This window comes from Phycisphaerales bacterium AB-hyl4 (assembly GCA_041821185.1).
Lineage (GTDB): Bacteria > Planctomycetota > Phycisphaerae > Phycisphaerales > Phycisphaeraceae > Natronomicrosphaera > Natronomicrosphaera hydrolytica.
In genome coordinates, this window is sequence record JBGUBD010000008.1 from 82,417 (window position 1) to 104,286 (window position 21,870).

A 21,870-nucleotide genomic window follows, 5' to 3' on the forward strand; every position below is an offset into this window, starting at 1 on the left:
ATGCAGCATCCAACGCTCGACTCGGCACAAGCGATAATACCCCAGACCACCTAATGTTTGCCAAAGTGGTTAACTGAGGTGCTACAGAGCAGTCACGCAGAATAGATTCGAGTTGCTGCCGGACCTTAAGCGGACTCACGCCCTCCGAAATCACTTGATCGACAAATCCGAATACGTCAGTCGTTCCTGGCTCGACATCGAAAGCGGCGGCTAACTTCCCCACAACATCGGTGTCCCAACTGGGGTAATGAACCACATCTGGCCCCACAAGTAGCCCTGGCCTGCTTAAGATCAAGTGCTGAAGCTGTTCCCCACCGATATGGTAAAACCCATCCGCCTGACGTGTTGTTGAATCTAGTAAGACCATTAGATTGTTATACTTTCCAATCGCGGCTTAACTTTCTATGCCATGTTGCGAGCCTAATGTTACCGTTTGTTCAAGGCCACAGCATCTACTTCCGGCTATTCAATTCTCCCGAAATGCTGGAGAATTGCTCCAGCGCCGTCTGCAGGTCGTCGGCGATCTCCTGCGCCAGCACATCCGGCTCGGGTAGATCCTCGCTGTCTTCCAGGCTCCTGTCGCGCAGCCAGAAGATGTCCAGGTTCGCCTTGTCCCGCTTGATCAGCTCATCATAGCTGTAGCTGCGCCATCGGCCCTCGGGTGTTTTCTCGCTCCACGTCGCCTTTCGCTTGTGGCGATTCGCGGGGTTGAAGCATTTGACGAATTTGTCGATGTGCTCGCGGCGAAGCGGGTTGGTCTTCTGCGTGAAGTGCATGTTCGTCCGCAGATCGTACACCCACAGCTTGTTCGTCCACGCCTGCTCCTGGGCTGGCTTCTTGTCGAAAAACAGCACGTTGGCCTTCACGCCCTGGGCGTAGAAGATGCCGGTGGGCAGGCGCAGCAGCGTGTGCACGTCGCACTGCTGCAGCAGGTTCCGCCGCACGGTCTCGCCGGCCCCACCCTCGAACAGCACGTTGTCCGGCACGACGATGGCACACCGCCCATGCTGCTTGAGCAGCGTGTGCACGTGCTGGAGAAAGTTCAACTGCTTGTTCTTCGTCGTCACCCAGAAGTCCTGCCGTTCGTAGGCGTGGTCTTCTTTCTCCACGTCGCCTACCTCATTGACGAAGCTGACGCTACTCTTTTTGCCGAACGGTGGGTTGGTCAGCACCATGCTGAACCGGTCGCCAGGATCGCTGGCCAGCGCGTCGACGCCAGAGCGCAGCGGGCACGGGTCGGCGTTGATGCCGTGCAGGTACAGGTTCATCACCCCGAGGCGGGCCGTATTGGGCACCAGCTCCCAGCCGTGCACGAAATCACGGCGCAGGTGTTTCTTCTGATCCGGGTCGAGGTCGCTGCCGTGTTGCTTCACGACGTAATCGTGCGCCGCCAGCAGAAAGCCGCCCGTGCCGCAAGCTGGATCGCAGACCGTGTCGTCCGGCCCCGGCTGCATCACGTCCACAATCGCCTGGATCAGCGGTCGCGGCGTGAAATACTGCCCCGCCCCCTTGGGCGACTCGGCGGCGCTGCGGGCCAGCAGCCCCTCGTAGATGTCGCCTTTCACATCCGCGTCCATCGGCAGCCACTGCTCGGCCCCGATCAGGTCCACGATCAACCGCTTGAGCGTGGCCGGGTTCTGAATCTCCTGCCGGGCCTTTTTGAAGATTTCCCCCAGCATCCCGCTCTGCCGGCCCAACTCTTCGAGCACGTGACGGTAGTGCACCTCCAACTCGTCGCCGTCTTTCGCCAGCAGGCTCGCCCAGCCCAGCTTCGCCGGCACGATCGGCTTGCGGTTGTACGGCGGCTGCGTCTGCTCGTGCGCCATCTTCAGGAACAGCAGGAACGTGATCTGCTCCGTGTACGCCATGTACGACAGTCCGTCGTCGCGCAGCACGTGCGCGTAACTCCAGGCCTTGTTGACGATGTGCTGACTGCCGTTGCCGTTATTAGTGCTCATCTGACATCCCCAGTTGCTTCTTTACCATCTGAATTGCATGTTTTACTTGATGCCTGCGTTTCTTCAACGCATTCATCTGCCTGGGGAGGGACAATTGCTCTCCGTACTCGTCGATAGTGTCCACGCCAAAGCGGTTCCGTAGCAGATGGAAAAGATGATGCTCCACGAAAGATTTGGCGGCGTAAACATTTTGCCCCCACTCGCCATCAGACTTGGCCGCATGAACATAACGATTCCGGCGGGCTCGTAAGCCATTTAGCACTTCTGCGGCTACCCCGCTATCTCGGAATATCCATGTACACCTACGTATTGTCTGATCGTAATTTCCCCCGATCGTAGCAGTTATCTTTTCAAGAATGCTCCAGAGTTGAAGGAAGGCAACCTCTAGATCTGAGTGGTCCAAGGCTTGTACATATCTAACGATTAGTTCTTCAAGTTCTGACTGATATGGCAGTTGCCGTAACCGGCGAGCCGCCCAGCGCCGTTGCCGCTCCAACCCATCCCAGCCATTTTTGGGTCGAAACAGCTTACGCGGGCCGTAGGATTCTCTTTCGTACCAATAAATATCTTTGACAGATTGTCCGCCCGGGTGATGCAGAGTGTGGATGGGGCCTGCATGGATAATGCCAACAGCCTTGCGCTCTGGAACACCGATATTGATGGACCACGATCCGAAGGATGCAATGAGCGTCCATAGCCCCCGCAGTAGATGCAACGCTTCTAGGGCATTATCTGTCGCTTCGTGAATTGTTCGCCCTGAAGTCTTCACTCTAATCTGCTGCCATTCGGAGGCGTCCGATCTAAAGCCAACACTATCTTGCACCCACTGCTTATTGACCACATCAGGAAACGCATAATAGGTTTGATTATCGGTTAAGGGGGCCACCTCACGGCCATTGATGGTGAGCCTCTGTCTTGGGAATGTATCAATTGATAAGCGGGATATGAGCACAAAGTCTTTCACGGTCTTGCGAAAATGGCGGCTTGCCTGCGCATTGGTTTTTGTCATGAACTTCGATGATTTGACCGCCTCGTCAGCGGATAGATCGGACAATGAATCAAGGATTGCTGCACGCAAAATCGTGCCTGTGTCGTTCTCGTTCAACTCAACACCGTCGGGATTGAGAATTACTATGGCATTTTGTATCGCAGACTCATATTGCCAGAATGCAAACGAGGAAATGCCGAGGGAGCCCTTGCCAGTCACAGAAGCATGCTTGGAAAGGCCTGCTAATACATCATGCGGAGCATGCTTACCATCTACACCTCGGTAGGGACCGCCGTTTGGCATTCGCCAGAATGCGTAGCGTTTGTTCATGACGACACCCCACGAGAAGATATCGACATAGTGGGTCTACCGCCTCGGCGGCGGGCAGGAGGAGTGGACGACACACCCCGGTTTTCGGTCCTCTGCGGTACCAGTCTGCCCTCAAACGCCCGCTTCAGGATGGCTTGGCGGAGGCGGGCGGCGCGTCGGATGTTCACATCCACCTGATTCAATGCACGTGTCTCCTGCCTCAACTGTTCCTGTATACGCAATATGATTTCAGTTTGTTCGCTACTGGGGCACAGCGGAATCGGCATTTCACGAACGTCTATCCCTGAAATTCCCGTTTGGCCTGCCGTTGTTCTCGCCCGACTTGCCATGTGGGTTCGGGCTATACCCACGTTGCTGGCGATCTCGACATATTCCGGCAAAGGCGCGGGTAATACTGTCTGGACACGAATCAGCTTGTCAGGATGAAGCGTCGGGCGTTTGCAGCCACGTACCAGGCCCGCTACCCCCAACAGTTCCACCGAGCCGTTGTAGCGTGTGAACAGAAGGTCCCCATTACAGATGAAATATCCTTCTACCTCATCGTTCGGTCGATCGTAAAAGCGGACTTCATCCAACCGTACCTCCATCGGACGGACTGCGTTGATGCGCAGAATTGCATGGCCCGGTGGTGTGGTCGCAGGTTTCTTTGATAGGCCGTTTCGTAGATATGAAATTAACTGGTCGATCGTTGACCAACACCAGCCAGCTGGCAAGCTTGGCAAGTTTGCCGTATCCGGCTCCGCCGGCACCTTGTATTTATCCTTCCACCCCTTCGGCGGCTTCTTGCCCTTGGCTTCGTACTTGGCGAGCTGGTCCTGTTCCCACTGGCGGCGGCGTTCGGTGAGGATGCGATGGAGCAGTTCGCTGGCGGGCTCGACATCGGGGTGCTCGGCCCGCCACTGCTCGGTCAGCTTCCCCTCGATAGCGGCCTTGAGCACGGCGGCGCGGTACCGCTTGAGGTTCGCCCGCACCCGCTCCAGCGCCGCCACGCCCGCATCAAGGTCGGAAAACAACTCCTCAATCTTCGCGACGATACAACGCTGCTCGTCCACTGAAGGCACTGGCACATCAAAATCTAGAATCTTTCCCTTGGGCAGTCCTTGCCGCGTCGCGCCAGACTGCTCCCGCATGATGCGAGCCTGCTGGCTGGGTGAGGCCAAATACCACCGCAGGAAAGCCGGCACGAGGTCGGGTGTGGTGCGAACGATGCAGACATGCTGATTTACCCGGGCACCTGCCATGGCTGGCGGCGCTTGTGCGACTCGGCCGATCGACGCCCCGGTGATGTTCAAGAGGACATCGCCATCCTCGACAGCCACGTTACGCAATCCCTCCGCCTGTTCCTCATTGAGGAACACGAGGCCGTCACTGCGAAAGCCAGCCATATGCACATTAAGCGACCGGATCAGCGGGGTGCCCTTGGCGTGATAAGCATCCTTTCCGCCCTTGGGCGTTGCACCACTTCCCACCTTGGTGGTGAGGTTCTTCAATTTCGAGTTAGGCCAGCCAATCACGCCACCAATCTCCCGTTCAATTCATCCAGCAAGTCGGACAGCTTATCACCAAAGAGCTGATGAGCCTTGCCCCACCCGCCGAGCTGGCTGAAGGGCACGTCCTCGAAGTCGTCGGGCTCGATGGCCAGGCTCGTGGCAATGTGGTCGCGGATGGCTTCGAGCCAGCGGCGCTGCTCGGGCGTGAAGGTGACGCCGGCGGCGGCGCGCTCGGCCAGCCATTGCTCGAACCGCTCCTGCACCTGCACGTGCACGGGGACCAACGGCGTGGCGGGCTCGATGGCGTGGCGAACCAGGGCGATCAGGTCGACCAGGGCCTTGTTCTGCCCCTTGACCTTGTCCGGCTCCAGGGCGTGGTAGGCCTGCCAGAGCGGCTGCTCGGGGTGGTCGGTGTTCAGCGACAGCGGCGGCTGGCGGAGGGCGCGGGCGAGTTCCTTGACCTGGCGGTAGCGCAGGCCGGCGCGGTGCGGCTGGCTGTAGAGCAGCTTCAGAGCCTCGATCTCATCCTTATGCTCGTCGATGAACTGGCGGAAGTGGCTGACCAGCGTCTGGGCCTTCTCCTTCGCGGCGGCGCTGTAGCCGGCGTCGAGCAGTTGGTCGCGGCTGATCTCGTCGATGACCTGCTCGGTGGACTGCTGGCTGGCGGTGAGCACCGCTTCCCGCAGGCGGGGGTTGTGGAACGGCTTGAGGGCCTGGCGGGCCGAGTCGCGTTCGACTTCCTCCAACTGCTGCGTGCTGGGTTCGTCATCAGGCCCCAACTCGAACCGCTGCACGGCCTGCTCACGCACCGCGTCGGGATCGACGGCGTGCAGCAGGTCGTGCGTGAGCTTGGTCAGGTCCTTCCCGTCGGCGTGCTGAATGATGGGCGCGTGCTGTTCGTCGGTGACGCGCTGCTCCAGCCGGGCGAGGCGGGAGGCGAGCGTGGTGGCGAGGTCGGCGGAGGCGTGGCCCTCGGCGACGGCCTTGAGCAGGCGGTCGAGCGGGACGGTGGGCTGGCGGTCCAGCGGCTTGGAGTGGGTCTTGTCCTGCTCGCAGACGCCGATGGCGTCGACGATGACGAAGCGATCTTTCACCTTCGCGTCGGGCGTGACGGACTGGAGGTCGTCGGGCTTGATGATCCGGCAGCCGCGGCCTTTCATCTGCTCAAAGTAGCTGGCGGACTTGATGTTCCGCATGAACAGCAGGCACTCCAGCGGCTTTACGTCGGTGCCGGTGGCGATCATGTCGACGGTGACGGCGATGCGCGGGTGATAGCTGTTGCGGAAGTCATTGAGCAGGTCGTCGGGCTTGCGGCCGGTGGTCTTGCTGGTGATCTTCTGGCAGAACGCGTTGCCCTTGCCGAACTCGTCACGGATGACGCGGACGATGTCGTCGGCGTGCAGATCGTTCTTGGCGAAGACGAGGGTCTTGGGCACCTCGGTGCGGCCAGGGAAGATGTCGGTGAATAGACGATCGCGGAACGTCTGGACAACCAGTCGAATCTGGTCCTTGGCGACCACGTCGCGGTCGAGCTGGTTGGCGGTATAAGTCAGGTCGTCATCTAGTTCCTTGAGCCGGCCGGCGCGTGTGCGGCGGTCGCGGTGGGGCACGAACAGGCCAGGCTCGCGCTGGAGCTTCGCGCCGCCTTCGGTGATCTGCGTCTGGATGCGGTACACGTCGTAGCCGACGTTGACGCCGTCGGCGACAGCCTTTTCGTGGGAGTAGTCCTGCACGAGGTTGCCGCCGAAGAAGCCGATGGTCTGGGCGGTGGGCGTGGCGGTGAGGCCGACGAGAAATGCGTCGAAGTATTCGATCACCTGCCGCCAGAGGTTGTAGATGCTGCGGTGGCACTCGTCGATGACGATGAAATCGAACGTCTCGATCGGCAGGGCCGGGTTGTACGCGACGGGGGCCGGCTGTTTGTTCAGCTGGTTGACCGACTCGAAGGCCGAGTGTTCCTCGGCCTCTTCGTCGAATACTTCCTCGCCTTGGAGGATGGAGTAGAGCCGCTGGATGGTGGTGATGACGACCTTGCTGGCCGGGTCGATCTTGTTCGACCGCAGGTGCTGGACGTTGAACTCCTCGGTGAAGTTGTACTGCGTGTGCGGGCTGGCGAACTGCTGGAACTCGTTGTGCGCCTGTCGGCCGAGGTTGCCGCGATCAACGAGGAAAAGGATGCGCTTGGCCTTGGCGAACTTGATCAGGCGGTAGGTGAAGTTGCAGGCGGTGAAGGTCTTGCCGGCCCCGGTGGCCATCTGGATCAGAGCGCGGGGTTTGCCGAGGGCGAGGGAGCGTTCGAGATTCTCGATGGCGGTGATCTGCGAGGACCAGAGCTGGGTGGTGTCGAGCGTCGGCATCTGACGCAGGTGGTGGCGCACCTGCTGGTCGAGCTGGGCGAGGCGGATCAGTTCGTCGGGCCGATGGAATGTGAACACGCCACGGCTGCGGGCGTCGGGCTCCAGGGCGTTGGTGAACTGCGTCTCCACGCCGGTGGATTCGTAGCTGAACGGCAGCGGCAGGTGATAATGCGGCAGGCCGTCGGGCAGGTTGGTGGTGTATTTGAGTGACTGGGTTTCGACGCCGGTGAGCGTGTGCCCCTCGGGTTTGGCCTCAACAACGCCGATGGCCCGACCGTCGGCATAGAGCAGGTAGTCGGCGAACCCGGTTTTGAGCGGAAACTCACGCACGGCCACGCCCGGCCCGGCGGAGAGGTTCATCGCGCCGTGGTCCTGCACCCGCCAGCCGGCGGCTTCGAGCTGGCGGTCGATCTGTTGGCGGGCTGCCCCCTCAGGCGTCGGCATAGGCGTCCCCGGCGTCAGCTAAACAATGATGGCCCAAGAACTGCGACCACATAGTGTACCGCGAAGCCGAGAATGGCACACCTCCGAACATGAGGCAAGTGCTTAAGCCTCCACAGGCCACTTGATGTGACACACGCATTCTGCCGAACGTGCATGGCACCCAGTACCCGGCACCATTGTCACAGGTGGGATTGGGTCCCGCTACACCTGCCTCATCATCACAAATGCTACCACCGTTCCAAACGGCAGAAAGAACGTCAAGATCAACAGCAGCTCAGCCCAGGCATTATCGGAGGCAATCCCCTTCGCGACCACAATGGACCCGATAAACGCCATTATGACCAACCATGCGAGACTTAACCCAGTTGCGACCTTCATCGACTTAGGGGTGTTCATACAGCCTCTATCGTCACCTGCCTGCTTGCCATTATGTACGTTTCTGCCATTTTTGAAGCTATGGGTAACCCTCCAGACGACCGCACATTTTGTTCATCGCAATCTATTATCTCCTAAAGCTATGGACGCAGCATACCGACATCACGAACATGCCACGATCGACGCGTCCCCTACATCGCAAAGACATTCCATTGCGGCAAATAGATGAAGTTTTGTTCTCGGAGCAGACTCATGTTGTACCTCTTCACGTTCGCAACGCAACTGGCCAGAACACACGAATTTGTGTTTATTGGGTTTTTATTGATGTTGCAAACCAGCAAAAAGTCTTCTGGCCAGCATACGATGATAACTTAGGCAAAGCCCCACTCAGTGGACTTTACCACAATATCCGTGTGCGTGAGTACCATGGCTACACACGAGTAACCGTCGATCACGCTCTATCCCGACTTCGCGTACCCATCGACTTGCATACTTAACATACATAGCTCCGGCTGCCCTGCGCCGCCCTCCCGCCCCCCTCGCCACGACCATTTTCACCTTCCTTCGCAGACGCTACCGAACATCGCGATAAGACAGACACGCCTCCCCTGATCACTGACCTTCACATGGACGGCAAAGGAGGGTCCGAGGCCATTTCAATGGTTTTTGCAACTAAATCTGAGATTTTTCAGGTGCGCGCTGAAATTATTTTTTTCGTGCTGCAAGCCGCGCACCGCTGTTCTGCGCAGCTAGGGCAAAATAGCGACCTTAATATGGGATAATTTTACCGTCTGTATAAGAGACCGTATCTCAGTTTCCTCTTGTTTGGTCTTTGGACGGCGGGGGTTCATTGTCGCACTTCCTTCTCGCACTGTGTTCATTCGCGACTACTCTTCGTGACGAATCGAGCGGCACACCAATTGGTCCGGCTAGACGTTCTAGCCAATGCCGCTCTTACAAGGAGTTCGTTGCGATGAATTGGAAACCTCTACCAGGTACGCAGAGATCCTCAGCCTGCCCGTTTACTATCGACGAGCGTCTCACTGCAGTCATCCGCATCATGTCTGGCGAGACCCGAAAGGACGTTGTCACAGATATGTACAAGCAACGGGGCCTAAAGGTGCCCACGAGAGTCAATCATATTTCCGGCCAATGGTATCGGAACGTCAAAGATGCCAGCAAATCCAACGCTGAGTTCAGTCGTAAATGCCGTGACGCGGGGCTCGCTATCGAATAGTCAGCAATCATGTTGATGCTCTGCTGATACGATGTGTTGGCGCTCTACCAACACCTCGGCACTCATTCTACACCTAGCTACCCATAGAGGCGAGGCGGCATGCAATGCCGCAGACTTGCCCTTTGCTACCACCCCGCTATAGGAGCGCGCAACGATGCTCGACGACAACCTTTACTTTGACAAACTAAACGGAATTACGGGACTCTTATTTCAACTCACGAGTGGCGAGTGGTGCCATATTGATCGCAGATGTACGATAACCTGTGTTCCAAATCGCCCATCTGTAGGACCCCCCGTAGACACCAGTAATTTTGCCGGCCAAATAACTCATGCAGACCGAATGATTGTTGAGACACTTCGATTATATATTGTTCGGGACATGAAAAATATGCTTGGCAAAGATCATCAGAAGGATATGGATTGCGCCCGCCTGCTTCTATCCTTGAGCCAACGCGCATCCGACGGCATCCTTTTAACACGTGACCCCAACTTGGTTACGGACGTTGCCCGATCCGATTTGTACATGTTCGCCACGCACAGGATCCTTTTTTCGGCCCTTTCATCAGCCGATGCCGCCACTGCACTATATTTGCTGTGGAGTGGCGAAACACCCCCTAGGGCGACAATTGGCGATAGGTTTAATTTCAGAAACTGACGGGCTTTCACTACACGATGATTTCCGCCACTATCGTGCCCATGCATACTTACAAATGCACGGGCACGGTTTTACTGGCTCAACTATCACCATGGAACCCAATTATGTGCGATACACAACTGTACTCAACGACCAACAACACCGCCCCTCCTATCTACTTTCAACAACTGACAGGCAAATGGTGTCAGATTGCGGCGACTGGTGAAATCGCGTTTCACGATCACCGCCCTAAGACACTAGTCCCAACTCACCTGGGACAGTTTCCCCTCAAAGTTCGCCACGCCGTAGAGGATACAGTCACACAAGCTCGCCAAGGTTGGCCCATTCATTTGGCATATCGATATCCTAGTGACCGACATGCAGTTAACATGCGTGATTCATGGATTGAAACATGCGCAGATACTATTTGTGTGTTAGTTCTGACCGAGCACACAAGACTACATCCTTCAAAAGCCTCATCCCCTATCTATGGGCGGCTCGTGAGTGAGCTATTATGGTCCAGAATACAGTGTGACGACATTGTCGCCGCGTTACTACATGTGTGGTCTTATTATGTTGCTGCCGATTTCGAGTGATTGATTTCGCCCATACAACCACCACAGTTGGCTGACCTAGCCCAAGAGCCCCACTATACGATTCACATATGTTATGTGATGTCGATTCGTCGTCCGCACTGCAGGTGATTATGAACGATGTTCGCATAGATTCCCAAATGACCGTCTGAGAATACCAGCCCCGCCGACGCCGAAAGGCGTTTGACGAGGCCAGGAATGCGGGTCGCCGGGGAACGTTCGGGAATAGCAGGTCAAGGCATTCGGCGGTTGGCACTGAGGCGAATGCGACGCAGCAGGAAATCCGCTCCGGGCCGCTTCAACGCCCCGCTGAGTATCCGGAAGACGACCGCTTTCTCCACCTGGCCGTCGCAGTAGAGATCAAGAATCGAGCGAGGCTGGTAGGCCGGGTTGTGCAACATTGAGCAGGCCCGGCAGACAGGGACGATGTTGGCTGGCACCAGCGGTGCCATCTCGGTTGCGGGGAACAGACGGCACGCGGTCACGGCCAGGCGGTTGCAGTAGGCACAATGACCTTGATGGTCGATGATCAGGTCAAGGAACTGCTCCCACGTGCAGTCCACGAGGACGCCATGGCGGTTGGCTTTGACCTTCTGTTGTCGAAACCACGAGCCAAGACGGTAGTTGTTCAGGTGACTAGGCAGATCGTTCAGGCGAGAATTGCGAACCATGGTGGTGCTTCCTTTCCCTATGTTTGCCTTCCTTCCTCCCTCGTGACTTTCCCGATCCCGTCCGCGTGGACGTGATCCCGATACGTTTGGCCCTGCAATGCCACCGCCGCCCTGGCGGAAGCCAGGCCGGCGGCGGTGTTACGGCGGATGATCGTGGGAGAATGTCGGCATCGACCGACGGCATCATCCGCCGCCGGACCCCCCGGTTACTGGGCAGCCCGGAAATCACGGAGTGTTTGTCGGTAGCGGTGATAAGCTCGCTGGGTATCCCAACCGGCCTGTCCCATCATGTCATCGACGATCATCCAGCCGATGCCTTCTTCTTCGACCATCTCAATGGCCCGGTAGGCTAATGGCAGGTCGGGCACGCCCATTTCCTCGGCGATATCGAGGAATCGCTGGCGAGCGGCGTCAACCCGACGCTCAGCGGCAGCTTCTTTCGCCTGGTTTGCCGCTGCTCCGTGCAGGGTGTCGATTGCATTCTGCACCGGCGTATCTTTGGATGACGTCAACTGATCTCGGTGACCGATCACGACGGCCGTAAGCTGCCTGCTCGGCTGGTAGATGCCGACGGCCATGTCATCGGCCGTGCGATGCAACGCCTCGTCGCCTGCCGCGATGCCTGGGATCAGCCACTGGCCGATGTCGGTGATTTCTTCATTCATGGCGAGTCCCGCGACGCGGCTTGCCGCTGTCATCGCCGCCAAGCTGCGTTTGTCCGGAATCAGCACCATCATGCCCGTCAACGTCTCTCCCTCGCCGATCGCAATGGCAATCAGCGAAGCGTCCTCGTTGGTCGGTTCCAAGCTCTCGCTGGCGAACCATGCCCGCAGGTGCCCCACCGGCGAGTCCGGCAGGGTCAGGCTTGGCTCGCGATCAAAGAACGGAGCAGCATCCTTCAGATCGGTGAAGGTGAAATTCAGCGGCTGATCCAAGGCACGAAAGTACTGGGCCGACTCCCGTGGGTCGGTCGGGGCGGGCGTCGACGCGGCATTGGCGGCACGAGGTGGCTGATCGGATATCTCTCCTGTCAGGACGCCCCAACCGGCCATGAGCATGAGGGTGAATACGCCGATGAACGAGAGCGTGGGCCATCGGCCATTGCGAGAAAGACCGTGCCAAAGGTCGTCCAGCCGTTCGCGGATCGCGGGTTTCAGCAGGTACGCCCCGCACAACCCCAGCATCCCCAACGCCACCAGCAAGCCCAGCGTCGGGATGGCCATGGCAAACATCGAGCCGATCATCCAGGTGCCGAACATGATGGCGATGTGCAGCCCCATCGAACCGTTGGGCAGCGGCTCGGCGGTCGTCCTGACGGCGTGCGTTGGCGACGGCGTGCCATCCGGATGCGAATCCGGCGTCGGTGTGGGTTCAGGTGTCGTGGTCATCGTGAAGGGTCTCCCCGTGAAGTAGAAACAAGCCGGTGGCTGCCCGGTGCAGGCCACATCGTGGCGGAAGCGTGTGATCGTTCCGCTGTAGATGTTTTCGGCTTATTGCGAACTATAGTTTACAGACGGTGGCGGTTTTCTGCTCTACCGTCGCGACGTGCTGGGCGAAGAACTGAAACACGCTCGATTGGCGGCAGGGCTGACGCAGGAGCAGCTCGCAGCCAAGGCCAAACTCACCCGCGAATATGTGAGCCTGCTGGAACGTGGACAGAAGTCGCCCACGGTGGACACGTTGCTGCGGTTGTGTAAGGCGATGAATGCGTCGGCGGGAGCGATGTTAAGCCGGATTGAAGCTACGACCCTGACCACGTCCTCACGTCAACGCAAAATCCAAGGCTAGGGATGACCCCAATCCCGTGTTGATCATGGTGGTTCGCCGTCGTGCAGTGCGGTGGATAGCCATTACCATGAAGCCATGCCGCCAATACAGAATTTTGATGCAGGGCCGCTCCGTAAAACGCTGACCAAGATCGGATTCAATACGCGGCTGGCTCGCGACGTGGAAGACCTGTTGCTTTTCTGGCATGCATCGTTCATGACGCATCCGACACTGGCACCCGCCGACGAGACGTCACTAACGGAATCGCAACTGGTAGAGTGGGAGCGATTCTACGCGGATAAGCAGCAATTCGCCCGGCAGCTGCCATCCCCAATCACAAATGCGGATGGCGAACAACTACATCTGATAGACCAGGTAACGGCCTTGGATGATCCAGCTGCGTTCGCACCCCTTCAAGACTTTCACGCGTCGTTGGCGGGTCGTTTTTTACGACAGGTGTGCACGCCCTACATGTTCTGGTATGGGCGAACACCATGGCTCGATTACACCCTGGCGTGTAACCGTAACGAAGATGCCTTGGTGCGGCTGCTGACGATCGACGCAACCATCTGGGGAATGCCCCGCTTGCAAGTGTGCTGGCCCGTCCTGCAGCATAAGAAGGTCAACCCACCTCTTTACGATACCTTGTGGAATGCCAAGCAACGACGAATCCGTCGAACCATCGAGAGAACCGACACCGGGCCGATGTTGAAGGTGGCCACCTACCGATCCAAGAAGACAGAATTCACCGCACGGTTGCAACAAGTTCTCGCTGACCAGGGCCATGATTTGGACGAACCCGAGCTACGTGACATTTTTGATGCCTTCGTTCAAGGTTTCGGGTTTCAAAGCGATCCAACACTTCCCGAGCGTAACGACACCCACAGTCAGTCGCTGCTCCGAAAACGCCCCGAGATTGAAAAATCTTGATGTTCGTAAATTTTGTCGGGGGAACAGAGGCATGCTTGTTACACAATGGGCTCCGCTGGCCAGGTGGTCTGGCCAGCTTGATCGATCATGGGCGAATGAGATGCCCAGACTATTTAAGGAGTCCACTATGTCCAAAAAGCCGATGACCCCAAAACGAGCGGCGGCTATTCAACGCCATGCCTGCAAGCAGAATGGTGGCACCACGCCACCGAAGAGTTTTGTCACCCGTGCCCAGCGTGCAGCCGATCGCAATAGTAAGAAGACGTAGCTGCTGATGCAGAGCAGGTCGTGCGGGCATCGACTCGCACGACCTTTTCCTGATTCCCGAGGTTAGGGGCGGAACACCGTCATGCCTTTGCGGCGGAGTATGTGCCTTCGATGAATTCACGTATGTCGACGCCGAAGTTTGCTGAGTAAGTAATCCTTCATGCCTCTCACGATCGAAGAGCGATCGTACTGTTCAAGGTAGACCAGTTCCTTAAGCACGAACGCCCACGCGTTGCGGCGGTCCCGTTCCTCCAACGCCGCTGGCAACGCTTCTTCGTCGGGGCCGACGTCCAGCAGGGCGATGTGCGACCAGGGGCTGACCATCAGCTGCGAAGGTTGATCCGCCTCACGGAACACGCAGCGGTCCGGCGTCACTGCCACCACCACGCCTTTGACGCACTGGCGATGATCGAACACCCGCATGCCGGGCACGACGATGGGTAACGGTGAACGCGAGCGGCGGGTCACTTGGCTTTGCTCCGGCGTCGGCGACGCCCATCAAGGTGGCGGTAGAGACACAACCCCAGCAGCTGATTGCCGGGCAAGGTGGTTTGCCGGCGGGCCTGCTGCAAGGCTTGAAGCAGTTGTCGGGAGAGGGCCGTTCGTACCCGCTTGTCCGGCAGCGTGACGTCGGACACGCCCAGCTGCTCTAAATCCTGCACGACGGCGTCGAGTTGCTCGTCCACCGCCTCCTGCACCAGTACGGCGACGGAACGCTGCTGGCTTTTCGCCTTGGCCTTGGCCTGCTCCCACAGCTGCGTCGCCACGCGATAGCTACGGGGCACCGGCACGGCGTGCGGGTTGGGCAGCGACGAGCGGGGTGATGCACTACGCGATGGTGTCATGATCTACGATCCTTCCGTTGCATGGTCGCGGTTGTATTCCTGCCGGACCCACTGATTGACCCGGCCGACGCCGACGCCGAGCGTTTTGGCGATCCGCACCTGGCCCCAGCCAGCCTGGCGAAGCTGCGTGGCTTTGCCCTTATCGAAATACCGCTTGGCGTTGCCCACCCGCTTGCCCTTGGCCTTGGCGTTGCGAAGCCCGGCCTTGGTGCGTTCGCTGATGATCGACCGCTCGTACTCGGCCAGCACTGAGAAGATGCCCGCGAGCATGCGGCCGGTGGAACTGGCCAGGTCGATGTTCTCCCGGTAACTGACCAGCACCAGGTTCCGAGCCGTCATGAACTCGATGATCTGGACCAGGTGCGGCAGCGATCGGCCCAATCGGTCAAGAGCGTAGACCACCAGTATCCGCAGCTGCCCCTTGTTCAAGGCATCCCAGCACGCGTTCCAGCCCGGTCGACTGTCCCGCGTGCCGGAGATGCCTTCATCGATAAACTCCACCGGCTCCCACCCACGGGAGCGGCAATGCTCCCGCAGGCAGGCCAGTTGGGGATCGACGGACTGCCCGTCCGTGCTGACCCGAGCGTAGAGGGCCACCCGCACAGGCCGGGTCATGCTTCACCTTCCTCTCCCGATCCGGGGGCGGCGTCGCCGTCGACCGACACGGCGTCCGCCGTGAGCCGCTCGCCACCCTCGCCGCCTTCGCCGGAGCGGGTGTGCAGGAAGTAGTCCTGATAGTCGGGGAAACTCTCGACGGTGCCTTCGAGGTCGTATTCGTCCACGAGGCTCTGGCCGATCCACGCCTGCAAGGTCTCGCGGGCCTGGCGATGGGTGAGGTGGTGCGTCGCCACCTCGCTGGCGAAGTTGAACAGGTCGTAGACCGTCGCCTTCACCGGCACCGAGCGGGAGCGGCGGCTGGACAACTCGTCGACTGACGCGAGGCCGTAGAACCGCAGCGGATTGCCGCAGACCTGATCGAGTCGATCGAGCAATCCGTTCCGCTGCTCGTGATCCATGCCTTCCCGCGTGCAGGCGTCGGCGATGAAGCGGTGCAGCTGCCCGGCTTCAGATAAGGATGCCCACGATCGGCTGGCCGCTTCGACCCGCTGACGGTAGGCGGCGAAGCCTTCCTCGTTGTTAAAACTCGCCATCGCTCGCTGCATCACCGGCAGCAGTCGCGTCTCCTGCCGACCCAAGGGGAAGGTGGTCTTAAACGAGCGGGCCAGACCGATCATGCCGTTGGAGCAGACCAGCCGCAGCAGCGAAAGGTAAGCCGACGGCATGCCATAGCCATCGAGGGGCATCTGCACATTGAACTGCGTGCGGAACGCATCGCCGCCGATGTTGAAGGCGGCAGGATACGGACATTCGAACGTGGCCGAGGCGACGCCGTTGGCGTAGCTGATCTGCTGGCCGTCGAACTCGTCGACCAGCTGCCGCACTTCGCCGACCTGCAACAGTGGCCGCGAGGGATTGGTGGCACTGAGCAGCCGACCCTCGGCATCGTCATGCTCGCCCAGCTGGGCGGTAAGCCGGACGCGGTCCTGCCGTGTGCGGGTGATGCGGTCGAACACCTCGTCGTGGCCGAAGTAGTCGAACACGCTCCGGCTGAGGTTGTACAGGGCCGAGAACGAGTTCCAGAAGCGACCGCTGACCTGCATGCGACGGCCGTCGGGCAGGACGACCCGCGTGCGGCGATCCCGTTCGTGACGGCTGGCCGATCGGCCCACGCCTTCGTATTCCACCTGCAAGGCGTTCAGCGGTAGCGTCTGCGATTCCAGTTCCAGATTCGAAAGATTGGCGACCATGATTCGGCTCTCCTAAATAAGGTTGGGGTTGATCGGTCTCCACCAACCCATGTCCCGAGCCCGCGAGCGAGATAATGTCCCTGGGAGATTCTTCCCTACAGACCGGCGACCACCTGCACGTAGGCCAGCAGCAACGCCAGTTCGCTACCCGCTGGCGTTCCGCCATCCAGCCAGTGACAAGCCAGCCGGGCGGCGTTGACCTGGCCGTGGTGATGGTCCACCGTGTGCTTTTGTTCGCGGTCGCCCTGATGATCGATCAGACGGATCACGCCGCGATGCACGCGTTCGAGCGTGACCGCTCCTCGCATGCCGTGCAGCGTCAGGCGAACGATCGACAGGCGACGCACCGGGTTCGAATCGTCAGATGGTGGATGCAGTGGTTGAATCATGATGGCCATTGGATGGCAGGCGAATCGGCGGCACAATTGCACAGCCAGGGGTATGCGGGGGCGGTCGGGGGGCAACCGGGGGCTACCGTCGCCGACGCTTCCGCTTGAGATAACGCGGCAACGCCACATCCAGCGACGCCATCGCCGAGAGCGTGTTGCCGTGGGCGGCGTGCAGCCGGGGTGTGCGATCCTGCAGGATCGGCCAGCGACCTTCGGTGTAGCGGAACTTCGCCGCCGGATCGGCGATTCGTGTGAACGGCCAGACGCTGGCGGTGTTCTGCACCACCTGGGCATGCGGCTTGTCGCGGTGACGCCGCAACGCCCGACCCACCATCTGAATGGTGGGGCCTTTGGAGGCCGGTCGGGCGAAGACGGTTTTCAGGGCCGGGCTGTTAAACCCCTCGGTAAGCACCTGCACGTTGAGCAGCACATCGACCTCGCCCCGGTTGAACGCGTCGATCTGGCGATCCTGCTCGCTGTGGCCGTGCACCACCTCGCAGCGGACGCCGCCTTCGCGAAGCAGCCGGGCACAACGGAAGCATTCATCGAGCGAGAGGAAATAGCCCACGCTCTGACCCCACCGTCGCCGCTGTTCGAGGTAGAGACGGGCCAACTGATCCGGCGTCCACGGCCCGTCGAAGATGTACTGGTGATACGGCGAGAGATAGCCCGCTTCGATCAGCTGCGGCAAGCCCGCGTCGCGGATGACCTTGCTGAAACACAACGCCAGCTGATCCGTGCGAAACGGCGTGGCCGTCGTGGCCAGGTGCAGCTTCGGTTTGACCTTGGCATAGACCGAGGCGGAACTGTCGCTGGCGGCGTGGTGCCCCTCGTCTTCGATGAGCACCTCGAAATCGGTGGGCGGGTTCTGCTCAAACAGGCTGAAGTAGCGGATGGGCTCAAAGCCGATCAATCGCTGGTTGTCCGCCTCGGCCTGATGCAGCAGATGACGCCGCATCGCCGTCCACCCCGACCGCCACCCGTAGCGGCGGTGCAGGGCCTGGGCGATCAGGTGGGCCATGATCGTCTTGCCGCTGCCGGTGGGGCTCTCGATCAGGATGCTGCGGTGTCCCTCGTCCACCGCCGCCAGGGCCTGCTCGATGATTCGCTGTTGATAGTCGCGTGGTTCGAGCATGGCATCAATCCTCGTTGGGCAGCAGGATGGTGAGCACCGGCTCGCCTTCGTCGCCGGGGCCGCAGATGACCTTGAGCGTGACGGTCTCCTGGCGTTCCGGCTCCATCAGGAAAATCACCTGGAACAGCAGCTGATCCTTGCGGCGGGAACGGCGGATCGCGTGGTAGAGCATCCACAACAGGTCATGCCCACGCCCGCGTTCGGATTGGCCCAGCGACCGCAACCCCTCGCGAGGGACGACGTAGCCGTGCCACACCGCTGCCGTGCAGGCCACCGGGCAGTGGAAGCCGGTCTCTTTCGCCCATTCGGTGAGATCGACGAGCACGCCATCGTTCAGGGCCTGCTGGCGGGTGTAGCGATAGATGATCGGATCGGGTTCGGGGTGCGTCTCGGCCATGGGGCCCTCCGTCGTTGGGAAGAATCGCAGGTCTCCGGTGCCTGCTTACCCATCCATGGCACGACGTGGGGGCAGCGATAATGTGGTTGTTGCTGCTGGGCGTCGCCAGCAGAGGCAGGCCGGGGCCTTGCCTGGGGGGATGGAGGGGATGGGGGAAGTATGGCGGAATCACGGGGGTTGTCCCCCTGCCCCCGCCGATGTGGTTCTCGGCGAGAGCAGGAGTTCCCGTGGGGCAGGGCGTGGATAGTGAAGATCCAACTTAACCTGACGCGGGGATAGAGATGGCATACACGCTTGTCCATCAGCGCAGACTGACACCCTCGACCGTCTGTACAATATGTCGTTTCGTTGCTGTTCTGGCTTGCTTTGCTGGGTCTGAAGGCGGGGGACGCGTCCTTTGCAGCCTGTTCAACACCATACCAATGCAACTCCCCCCAATTCGATTCCCATCGTGTACCTCCACAGAATGCGCGGGAGAGAGAGAGGAAATAGCAGGACAAAACGAGGCTGGAGCGACATCACATAATAAATGCCCCCGTCCCGACCGGACCCCTACGCTAACCGTACTAGCGTGGCGATAAGATGATGACACATGTTCACCTAGGCGGGGCGCTTGCCGCCCCGCTGCGTGAGTTTGCAACAGCAAACCGCCCCCTGCGACACAACGTCGAAACAAGGCAACCACGTGTTTGAAAACTTGGTAACAGCGTGCCCGTCCGTGCAGTCGTCCTACCGGCGATCGGTATTCGGCCACAATGCTCTGCAGTTGGAGTTGAGTCGCTAGATCACGCCCCCTCTCGTAGTCCCGGCGGCTCGGAGACCAAGCAATTAGACCTTCCCTGTGGGCCAACGCTGCTGTTTGAAGAAATTGCCTTCGCCCTACTCCCCCGTCGCCGTGAATTGTTGAGTAGGCCGCGATGTAGAGCCAGGCGCCAAGCCGCTCGGCATCACGGCGGTTCAGCTGATGCTCTCGCCGTAGACCACGCCAGAATCGATGAAAGGCGGCCGGCAGGATTCGGAATTCGCCCTTCGGGCCACTTCGCCCTCTCGTGACGACCCGACGTTTAGGCTGTGCCGACGCATGTGCCCATGCCCGCCGTAAATCCTCCTTCGCCGCCCCTGCATCATCACTGATCGTGCGGCGGTAATGTTCGACATACGATTCCACTTCCCAACCGTAACATTGAGCGATGTATGCGGTACACCGCATTGCCTCCCAACGGTCCGGACATGCTCTGTGATCGGCGTAGCGGTAGAAACTGGCAGGCAATCGCCGTGGTTCAGACGTCGCACATCCGCGTATGCTTGTGGTGTACGTGCATCGTGCCGGAGCCTTTGTAGCTTCACCTGTGCGGTGCTGCTCGTCCGTTCTCTGTTGCCCCTGCCGTTGGCCTTGTACATGATCGACAGTGTTAGTCGCCGTAGACCACCCCATCTGCTGCACAATTGGCGTAGCCCACACCCCTCCACGTTGCACCGTTTGCTGAAGGTACGCCCGTGCTGCCGCAGGATGGTTACGACACAATCGTAATATCAATTTGTCCAAGTCAACCACGCCTAATCGCCGTAGCCGACACCAGTCATCTTCAGTCCGTAAAAATGGCACATTTACACACGCAGATGCTGTACCGCATATTGCATCAATGCCCGCTTCACCCGGATGGAGGCGGTGCCCAAGATTCCCCAGCAACCATCCCAGCTGCCGCAGTGTTTGAGTATCGTGACGACAGCGGAAATAGAAGTGGGTTCCGGTGCCGGATCGAGACGGCTCCTCGTAACACGAGGAGTCGGCGAACACACGCCGAACAATCTGCCCAAGCTTAGCCACGCCCTCGGGGTCGCTACCCCCTTTATCATCAAGATCGATACAGGCCAAACATGTCGGTGTGTCGTCCGAAGCGGTGTAGTAAATTGTTTCACGACCTTGAAAATGGGAAATGAATACGGTCGGGTCAATCAAGATGTTTGTCAGATGGTACGGCAACCGCGGTCCAGCTGTAGCGTACACCACTTTCCCCAGCCGGACATATGGTTCGCTACGGCCCCAAAAACCCCACTTCGACACATCCATGTGTCCAGCCAGCCAGATGGCCGCTTGCATCTGCCACTCGGGTAGTTCTGCACGGCTCCAGGCCAGTTCGTACCGGGCTCGTGAATCGGCAACCACATCTCGATGGGTCCGTCGCCGCGGCAGTAGGTGCCGAATTAAGGGGCGTTCATCAAACTCCCCATCGCTGGACGAGGAGAGGTCGGCGACCCAGGCTGCAATGTTCGAGGCTACTCCCATACTTTTATATACTCACGCCGACTCGCGCGACGTTCCACAGATTTTGCCCCCTCCCCCCGCTGCCCATACGGTACGACGCAATGGACCTGCATGGGTACCCACACGAGCACCCACGCAGGCCCGCTATAGCTTTGCAGCCACTCGTTTGCGTTCACTTCTGCGTAAACACGCATGACCCTTCTTGTCCCATCATCAGGTCAGAGCATCTATAAACGCATACGCATCATCGCACACATCTTTCATGTTCTGATCACTATAGCTAGCATGATTGATTGATACCGTATCAAACTGATTCGCTAGCTCGTCAAATCGTAACGCATACTTGTACAGCCGTTTCTTCCTAATTGCGTACTTTTGATACAGCTGGTACATGACGGTCTGAGCCATCGTGTACATCATGACCTCCCTGATGCCTTGCGTCCTACATACCTCCAGCCCTTTGCACAACGCCTCATACTCTGCGGTAATACACGTCGCTTTGGCCACCCCACAGGAATCCACATGCAGCTGTCCAGACTCGTTGGGATCCTTCAGGCCCCAAGCAACCGCGGCTCGACTGCACCATTCACGTTGCGACACCCCAGACACGTAGATCTCATATAGATTGCTTGGTTGCACAGATGGGCTTGACCGGCTAATCCATAGAGGTTTACGATCTTGGTTCAGGTCTTTGGATTTGGCTGTTGCCTGACGCCAACCGCCTTTACGCCGTTGCTTCCGAACATCCCCGACTACCTTTGCATACTTATTACGATTCATACTGCATCTCCTTAAATTTTATGCCGCCATGCATAATTACATAGACTCCAACGCCGGAGCTTGGCTATGCCTCTTCTAGCGGCTTTTGGGCGTGCGATTCGCCGCTCGTTCAACGAGATTGAGGACGAGATCATCGCCTTCCCATAAATAACAAAGCGCCACTACCCCCCCTCCGCGCGTGGCTGTTGGCCTAATTTCCCAAGATTAAA

General features: G+C 59.0%; 17 protein-coding genes. 3 read left to right on the top strand and 14 right to left on the bottom strand.

Annotated features, from left to right (window positions below):
* Window positions 1-452: 452 nt before the first annotated feature.
* The 4 genes from ACERK3_13730 to ACERK3_13745 are packed head-to-tail and all read right to left on the bottom strand — an operon-like array spanning window position 453 to window position 7,567.
* Window positions 453-1,958 carry an N-6 DNA methylase gene (locus ACERK3_13730; protein MFA9479345.1) on the bottom strand — a complete coding sequence of 502 codons (1,506 nt, stop codon included), beginning with the start codon at window positions 1,956-1,958 and terminating at the stop codon, window positions 453-455.
* Entirely contained in the window at window positions 1,948-3,276 is a 1,329-nt protein-coding gene (locus tag ACERK3_13735) for a hypothetical protein (protein ID MFA9479346.1), read from the bottom strand. The genes ACERK3_13730 and ACERK3_13735 overlap by 11 nt, the downstream gene beginning before the upstream one ends.
* Window positions 3,273-4,790 (bottom strand): restriction endonuclease subunit S, encoded by a 1,518-nt coding sequence (locus tag ACERK3_13740; GenBank protein ID MFA9479347.1) that lies wholly within the window; start codon window positions 4,788-4,790, stop codon window positions 3,273-3,275. The genes ACERK3_13735 and ACERK3_13740 overlap by 4 nt, the downstream gene beginning before the upstream one ends.
* Window positions 4,787-7,567 carry a type I restriction-modification enzyme R subunit C-terminal domain-containing protein gene (locus ACERK3_13745; GenBank protein MFA9479348.1) on the bottom strand — a complete coding sequence of 927 codons (2,781 nt, stop codon included), beginning with the start codon at window positions 7,565-7,567 and terminating at the stop codon, window positions 4,787-4,789. Before ACERK3_13745 ends, ACERK3_13740 begins: the two co-directional genes overlap by 4 nt.
* A 1,001-nt stretch (window positions 7,568-8,568) precedes the next feature.
* Between ACERK3_13745 and ACERK3_13750 the strand changes: the two genes are divergently transcribed.
* Window positions 8,569-8,724: a hypothetical protein gene (locus ACERK3_13750; GenBank protein ID MFA9479349.1), complete on the top strand. Its 156-nt coding sequence runs from the start codon at window positions 8,569-8,571 to the stop codon at window positions 8,722-8,724.
* A 1,915-nt stretch (window positions 8,725-10,639) separates the two neighbouring features.
* Here the strand turns inward: ACERK3_13750 and ACERK3_13755 are convergent.
* Window positions 10,640-11,077, bottom strand: coding sequence for a hypothetical protein (locus ACERK3_13755; GenBank protein ID MFA9479350.1), 438 nt, complete (start codon window positions 11,075-11,077; stop codon window positions 10,640-10,642).
* A gap of 206 nt (window positions 11,078-11,283) precedes the next feature.
* Window positions 11,284-12,357, bottom strand: coding sequence for a hypothetical protein (locus tag ACERK3_13760; protein MFA9479351.1), 1,074 nt, complete (start codon window positions 12,355-12,357; stop codon window positions 11,284-11,286).
* A gap of 265 nt (window positions 12,358-12,622) precedes the next feature.
* Between ACERK3_13760 and ACERK3_13765 the strand changes: the two genes are divergently transcribed.
* Both ACERK3_13765 and ACERK3_13770 read left to right on the top strand, forming a co-directional pair.
* Window positions 12,623-12,865 carry a helix-turn-helix domain-containing protein gene (locus tag ACERK3_13765; GenBank protein ID MFA9479352.1) on the top strand — a complete coding sequence of 81 codons (243 nt, stop codon included), beginning with the start codon at window positions 12,623-12,625 and terminating at the stop codon, window positions 12,863-12,865.
* A 51-nt stretch (window positions 12,866-12,916) separates the two neighbouring features.
* Entirely contained in the window at window positions 12,917-13,774 is an 858-nt protein-coding gene (locus ACERK3_13770; protein ID MFA9479353.1) for a hypothetical protein, read from the top strand.
* Between the two features lie 384 nt (window positions 13,775-14,158).
* On the opposite strand, the gene ACERK3_13775 is transcribed toward ACERK3_13770, so the two are convergent.
* The 8 genes from ACERK3_13775 to ACERK3_13810 form a co-directional block, all read right to left on the bottom strand.
* Window positions 14,159-14,509 (bottom strand): hypothetical protein, encoded by a 351-nt coding sequence (locus tag ACERK3_13775; protein MFA9479354.1) that lies wholly within the window; start codon window positions 14,507-14,509, stop codon window positions 14,159-14,161.
* Window positions 14,506-14,886, bottom strand: coding sequence for a hypothetical protein (locus tag ACERK3_13780; GenBank protein ID MFA9479355.1), 381 nt, complete (start codon window positions 14,884-14,886; stop codon window positions 14,506-14,508). Before ACERK3_13780 ends, ACERK3_13775 begins: the two co-directional genes overlap by 4 nt.
* A 3-nt stretch (window positions 14,887-14,889) precedes the next feature.
* Window positions 14,890-15,501, bottom strand: coding sequence for a recombinase family protein (locus ACERK3_13785; protein MFA9479356.1), 612 nt, complete (start codon window positions 15,499-15,501; stop codon window positions 14,890-14,892).
* Window positions 15,498-16,694, bottom strand: coding sequence for a DUF932 domain-containing protein (locus ACERK3_13790; GenBank protein ID MFA9479357.1), 1,197 nt, complete (start codon window positions 16,692-16,694; stop codon window positions 15,498-15,500). Before ACERK3_13790 ends, ACERK3_13785 begins: the two co-directional genes overlap by 4 nt.
* 95 nt (window positions 16,695-16,789) lie before the next feature.
* A complete protein-coding gene (locus tag ACERK3_13795) occupies window positions 16,790-17,083 on the bottom strand; it encodes a hypothetical protein (protein ID MFA9479358.1) in 294 nt (97 codons plus the stop codon).
* Between the two features lie 82 nt (window positions 17,084-17,165).
* Window positions 17,166-18,218 (bottom strand): DEAD/DEAH box helicase, encoded by a 1,053-nt coding sequence (locus ACERK3_13800; protein MFA9479359.1) that lies wholly within the window; start codon window positions 18,216-18,218, stop codon window positions 17,166-17,168.
* Between the two features lie 4 nt (window positions 18,219-18,222).
* Window positions 18,223-18,615: a DUF6573 family protein gene (locus tag ACERK3_13805; protein ID MFA9479360.1), complete on the bottom strand. Its 393-nt coding sequence runs from the start codon at window positions 18,613-18,615 to the stop codon at window positions 18,223-18,225.
* Window positions 18,616-21,094: 2,479 nt separating this feature from the next.
* Window positions 21,095-21,661 carry a reverse transcriptase-like protein gene (locus ACERK3_13810; protein MFA9479361.1) on the bottom strand — a complete coding sequence of 189 codons (567 nt, stop codon included), beginning with the start codon at window positions 21,659-21,661 and terminating at the stop codon, window positions 21,095-21,097.
* Window positions 21,662-21,870 lie beyond the last annotated feature (209 nt).

Excerpts from the sequence above, each read along its gene's own strand:
- ACERK3_13730 (MFA9479345.1), bottom strand. The coding sequence starts at position 1,958 with ATGAGCACTAATAACGGCAACGGCAGTCAGCACATCGTCAACAAGGCC.
- ACERK3_13735 (MFA9479346.1), bottom strand. The coding sequence starts at position 3,276 with ATGAACAAACGCTACGCATTCTGGCGAATGCCAAACGGCGGTCCCTAC.
- ACERK3_13745 (MFA9479348.1), bottom strand. The coding sequence starts at position 7,567 with ATGCCGACGCCTGAGGGGGCAGCCCGCCAACAGATCGACCGCCAGCTC.
- ACERK3_13750 (MFA9479349.1), top strand. The coding sequence starts at position 8,569 with ATGGACGGCAAAGGAGGGTCCGAGGCCATTTCAATGGTTTTTGCAACT.
- ACERK3_13755 (MFA9479350.1), bottom strand. The coding sequence starts at position 11,077 with ATGGTTCGCAATTCTCGCCTGAACGATCTGCCTAGTCACCTGAACAAC.
- ACERK3_13760 (MFA9479351.1), bottom strand. The coding sequence starts at position 12,357 with ATGGGGCTGCACATCGCCATCATGTTCGGCACCTGGATGATCGGCTCG.
- ACERK3_13780 (MFA9479355.1), bottom strand. The coding sequence starts at position 14,886 with ATGACACCATCGCGTAGTGCATCACCCCGCTCGTCGCTGCCCAACCCG.
- ACERK3_13785 (MFA9479356.1), bottom strand. The coding sequence starts at position 15,501 with ATGACCCGGCCTGTGCGGGTGGCCCTCTACGCTCGGGTCAGCACGGAC.
- ACERK3_13790 (MFA9479357.1), bottom strand. The coding sequence starts at position 16,694 with ATGGTCGCCAATCTTTCGAATCTGGAACTGGAATCGCAGACGCTACCG.
- ACERK3_13795 (MFA9479358.1), bottom strand. The coding sequence starts at position 17,083 with ATGATTCAACCACTGCATCCACCATCTGACGATTCGAACCCGGTGCGT.
- ACERK3_13800 (MFA9479359.1), bottom strand. The coding sequence starts at position 18,218 with ATGCTCGAACCACGCGACTATCAACAGCGAATCATCGAGCAGGCCCTG.
- ACERK3_13805 (MFA9479360.1), bottom strand. The coding sequence starts at position 18,615 with ATGGCCGAGACGCACCCCGAACCCGATCCGATCATCTATCGCTACACC.
- ACERK3_13810 (MFA9479361.1), bottom strand. The coding sequence starts at position 21,661 with ATGAATCGTAATAAGTATGCAAAGGTAGTCGGGGATGTTCGGAAGCAA.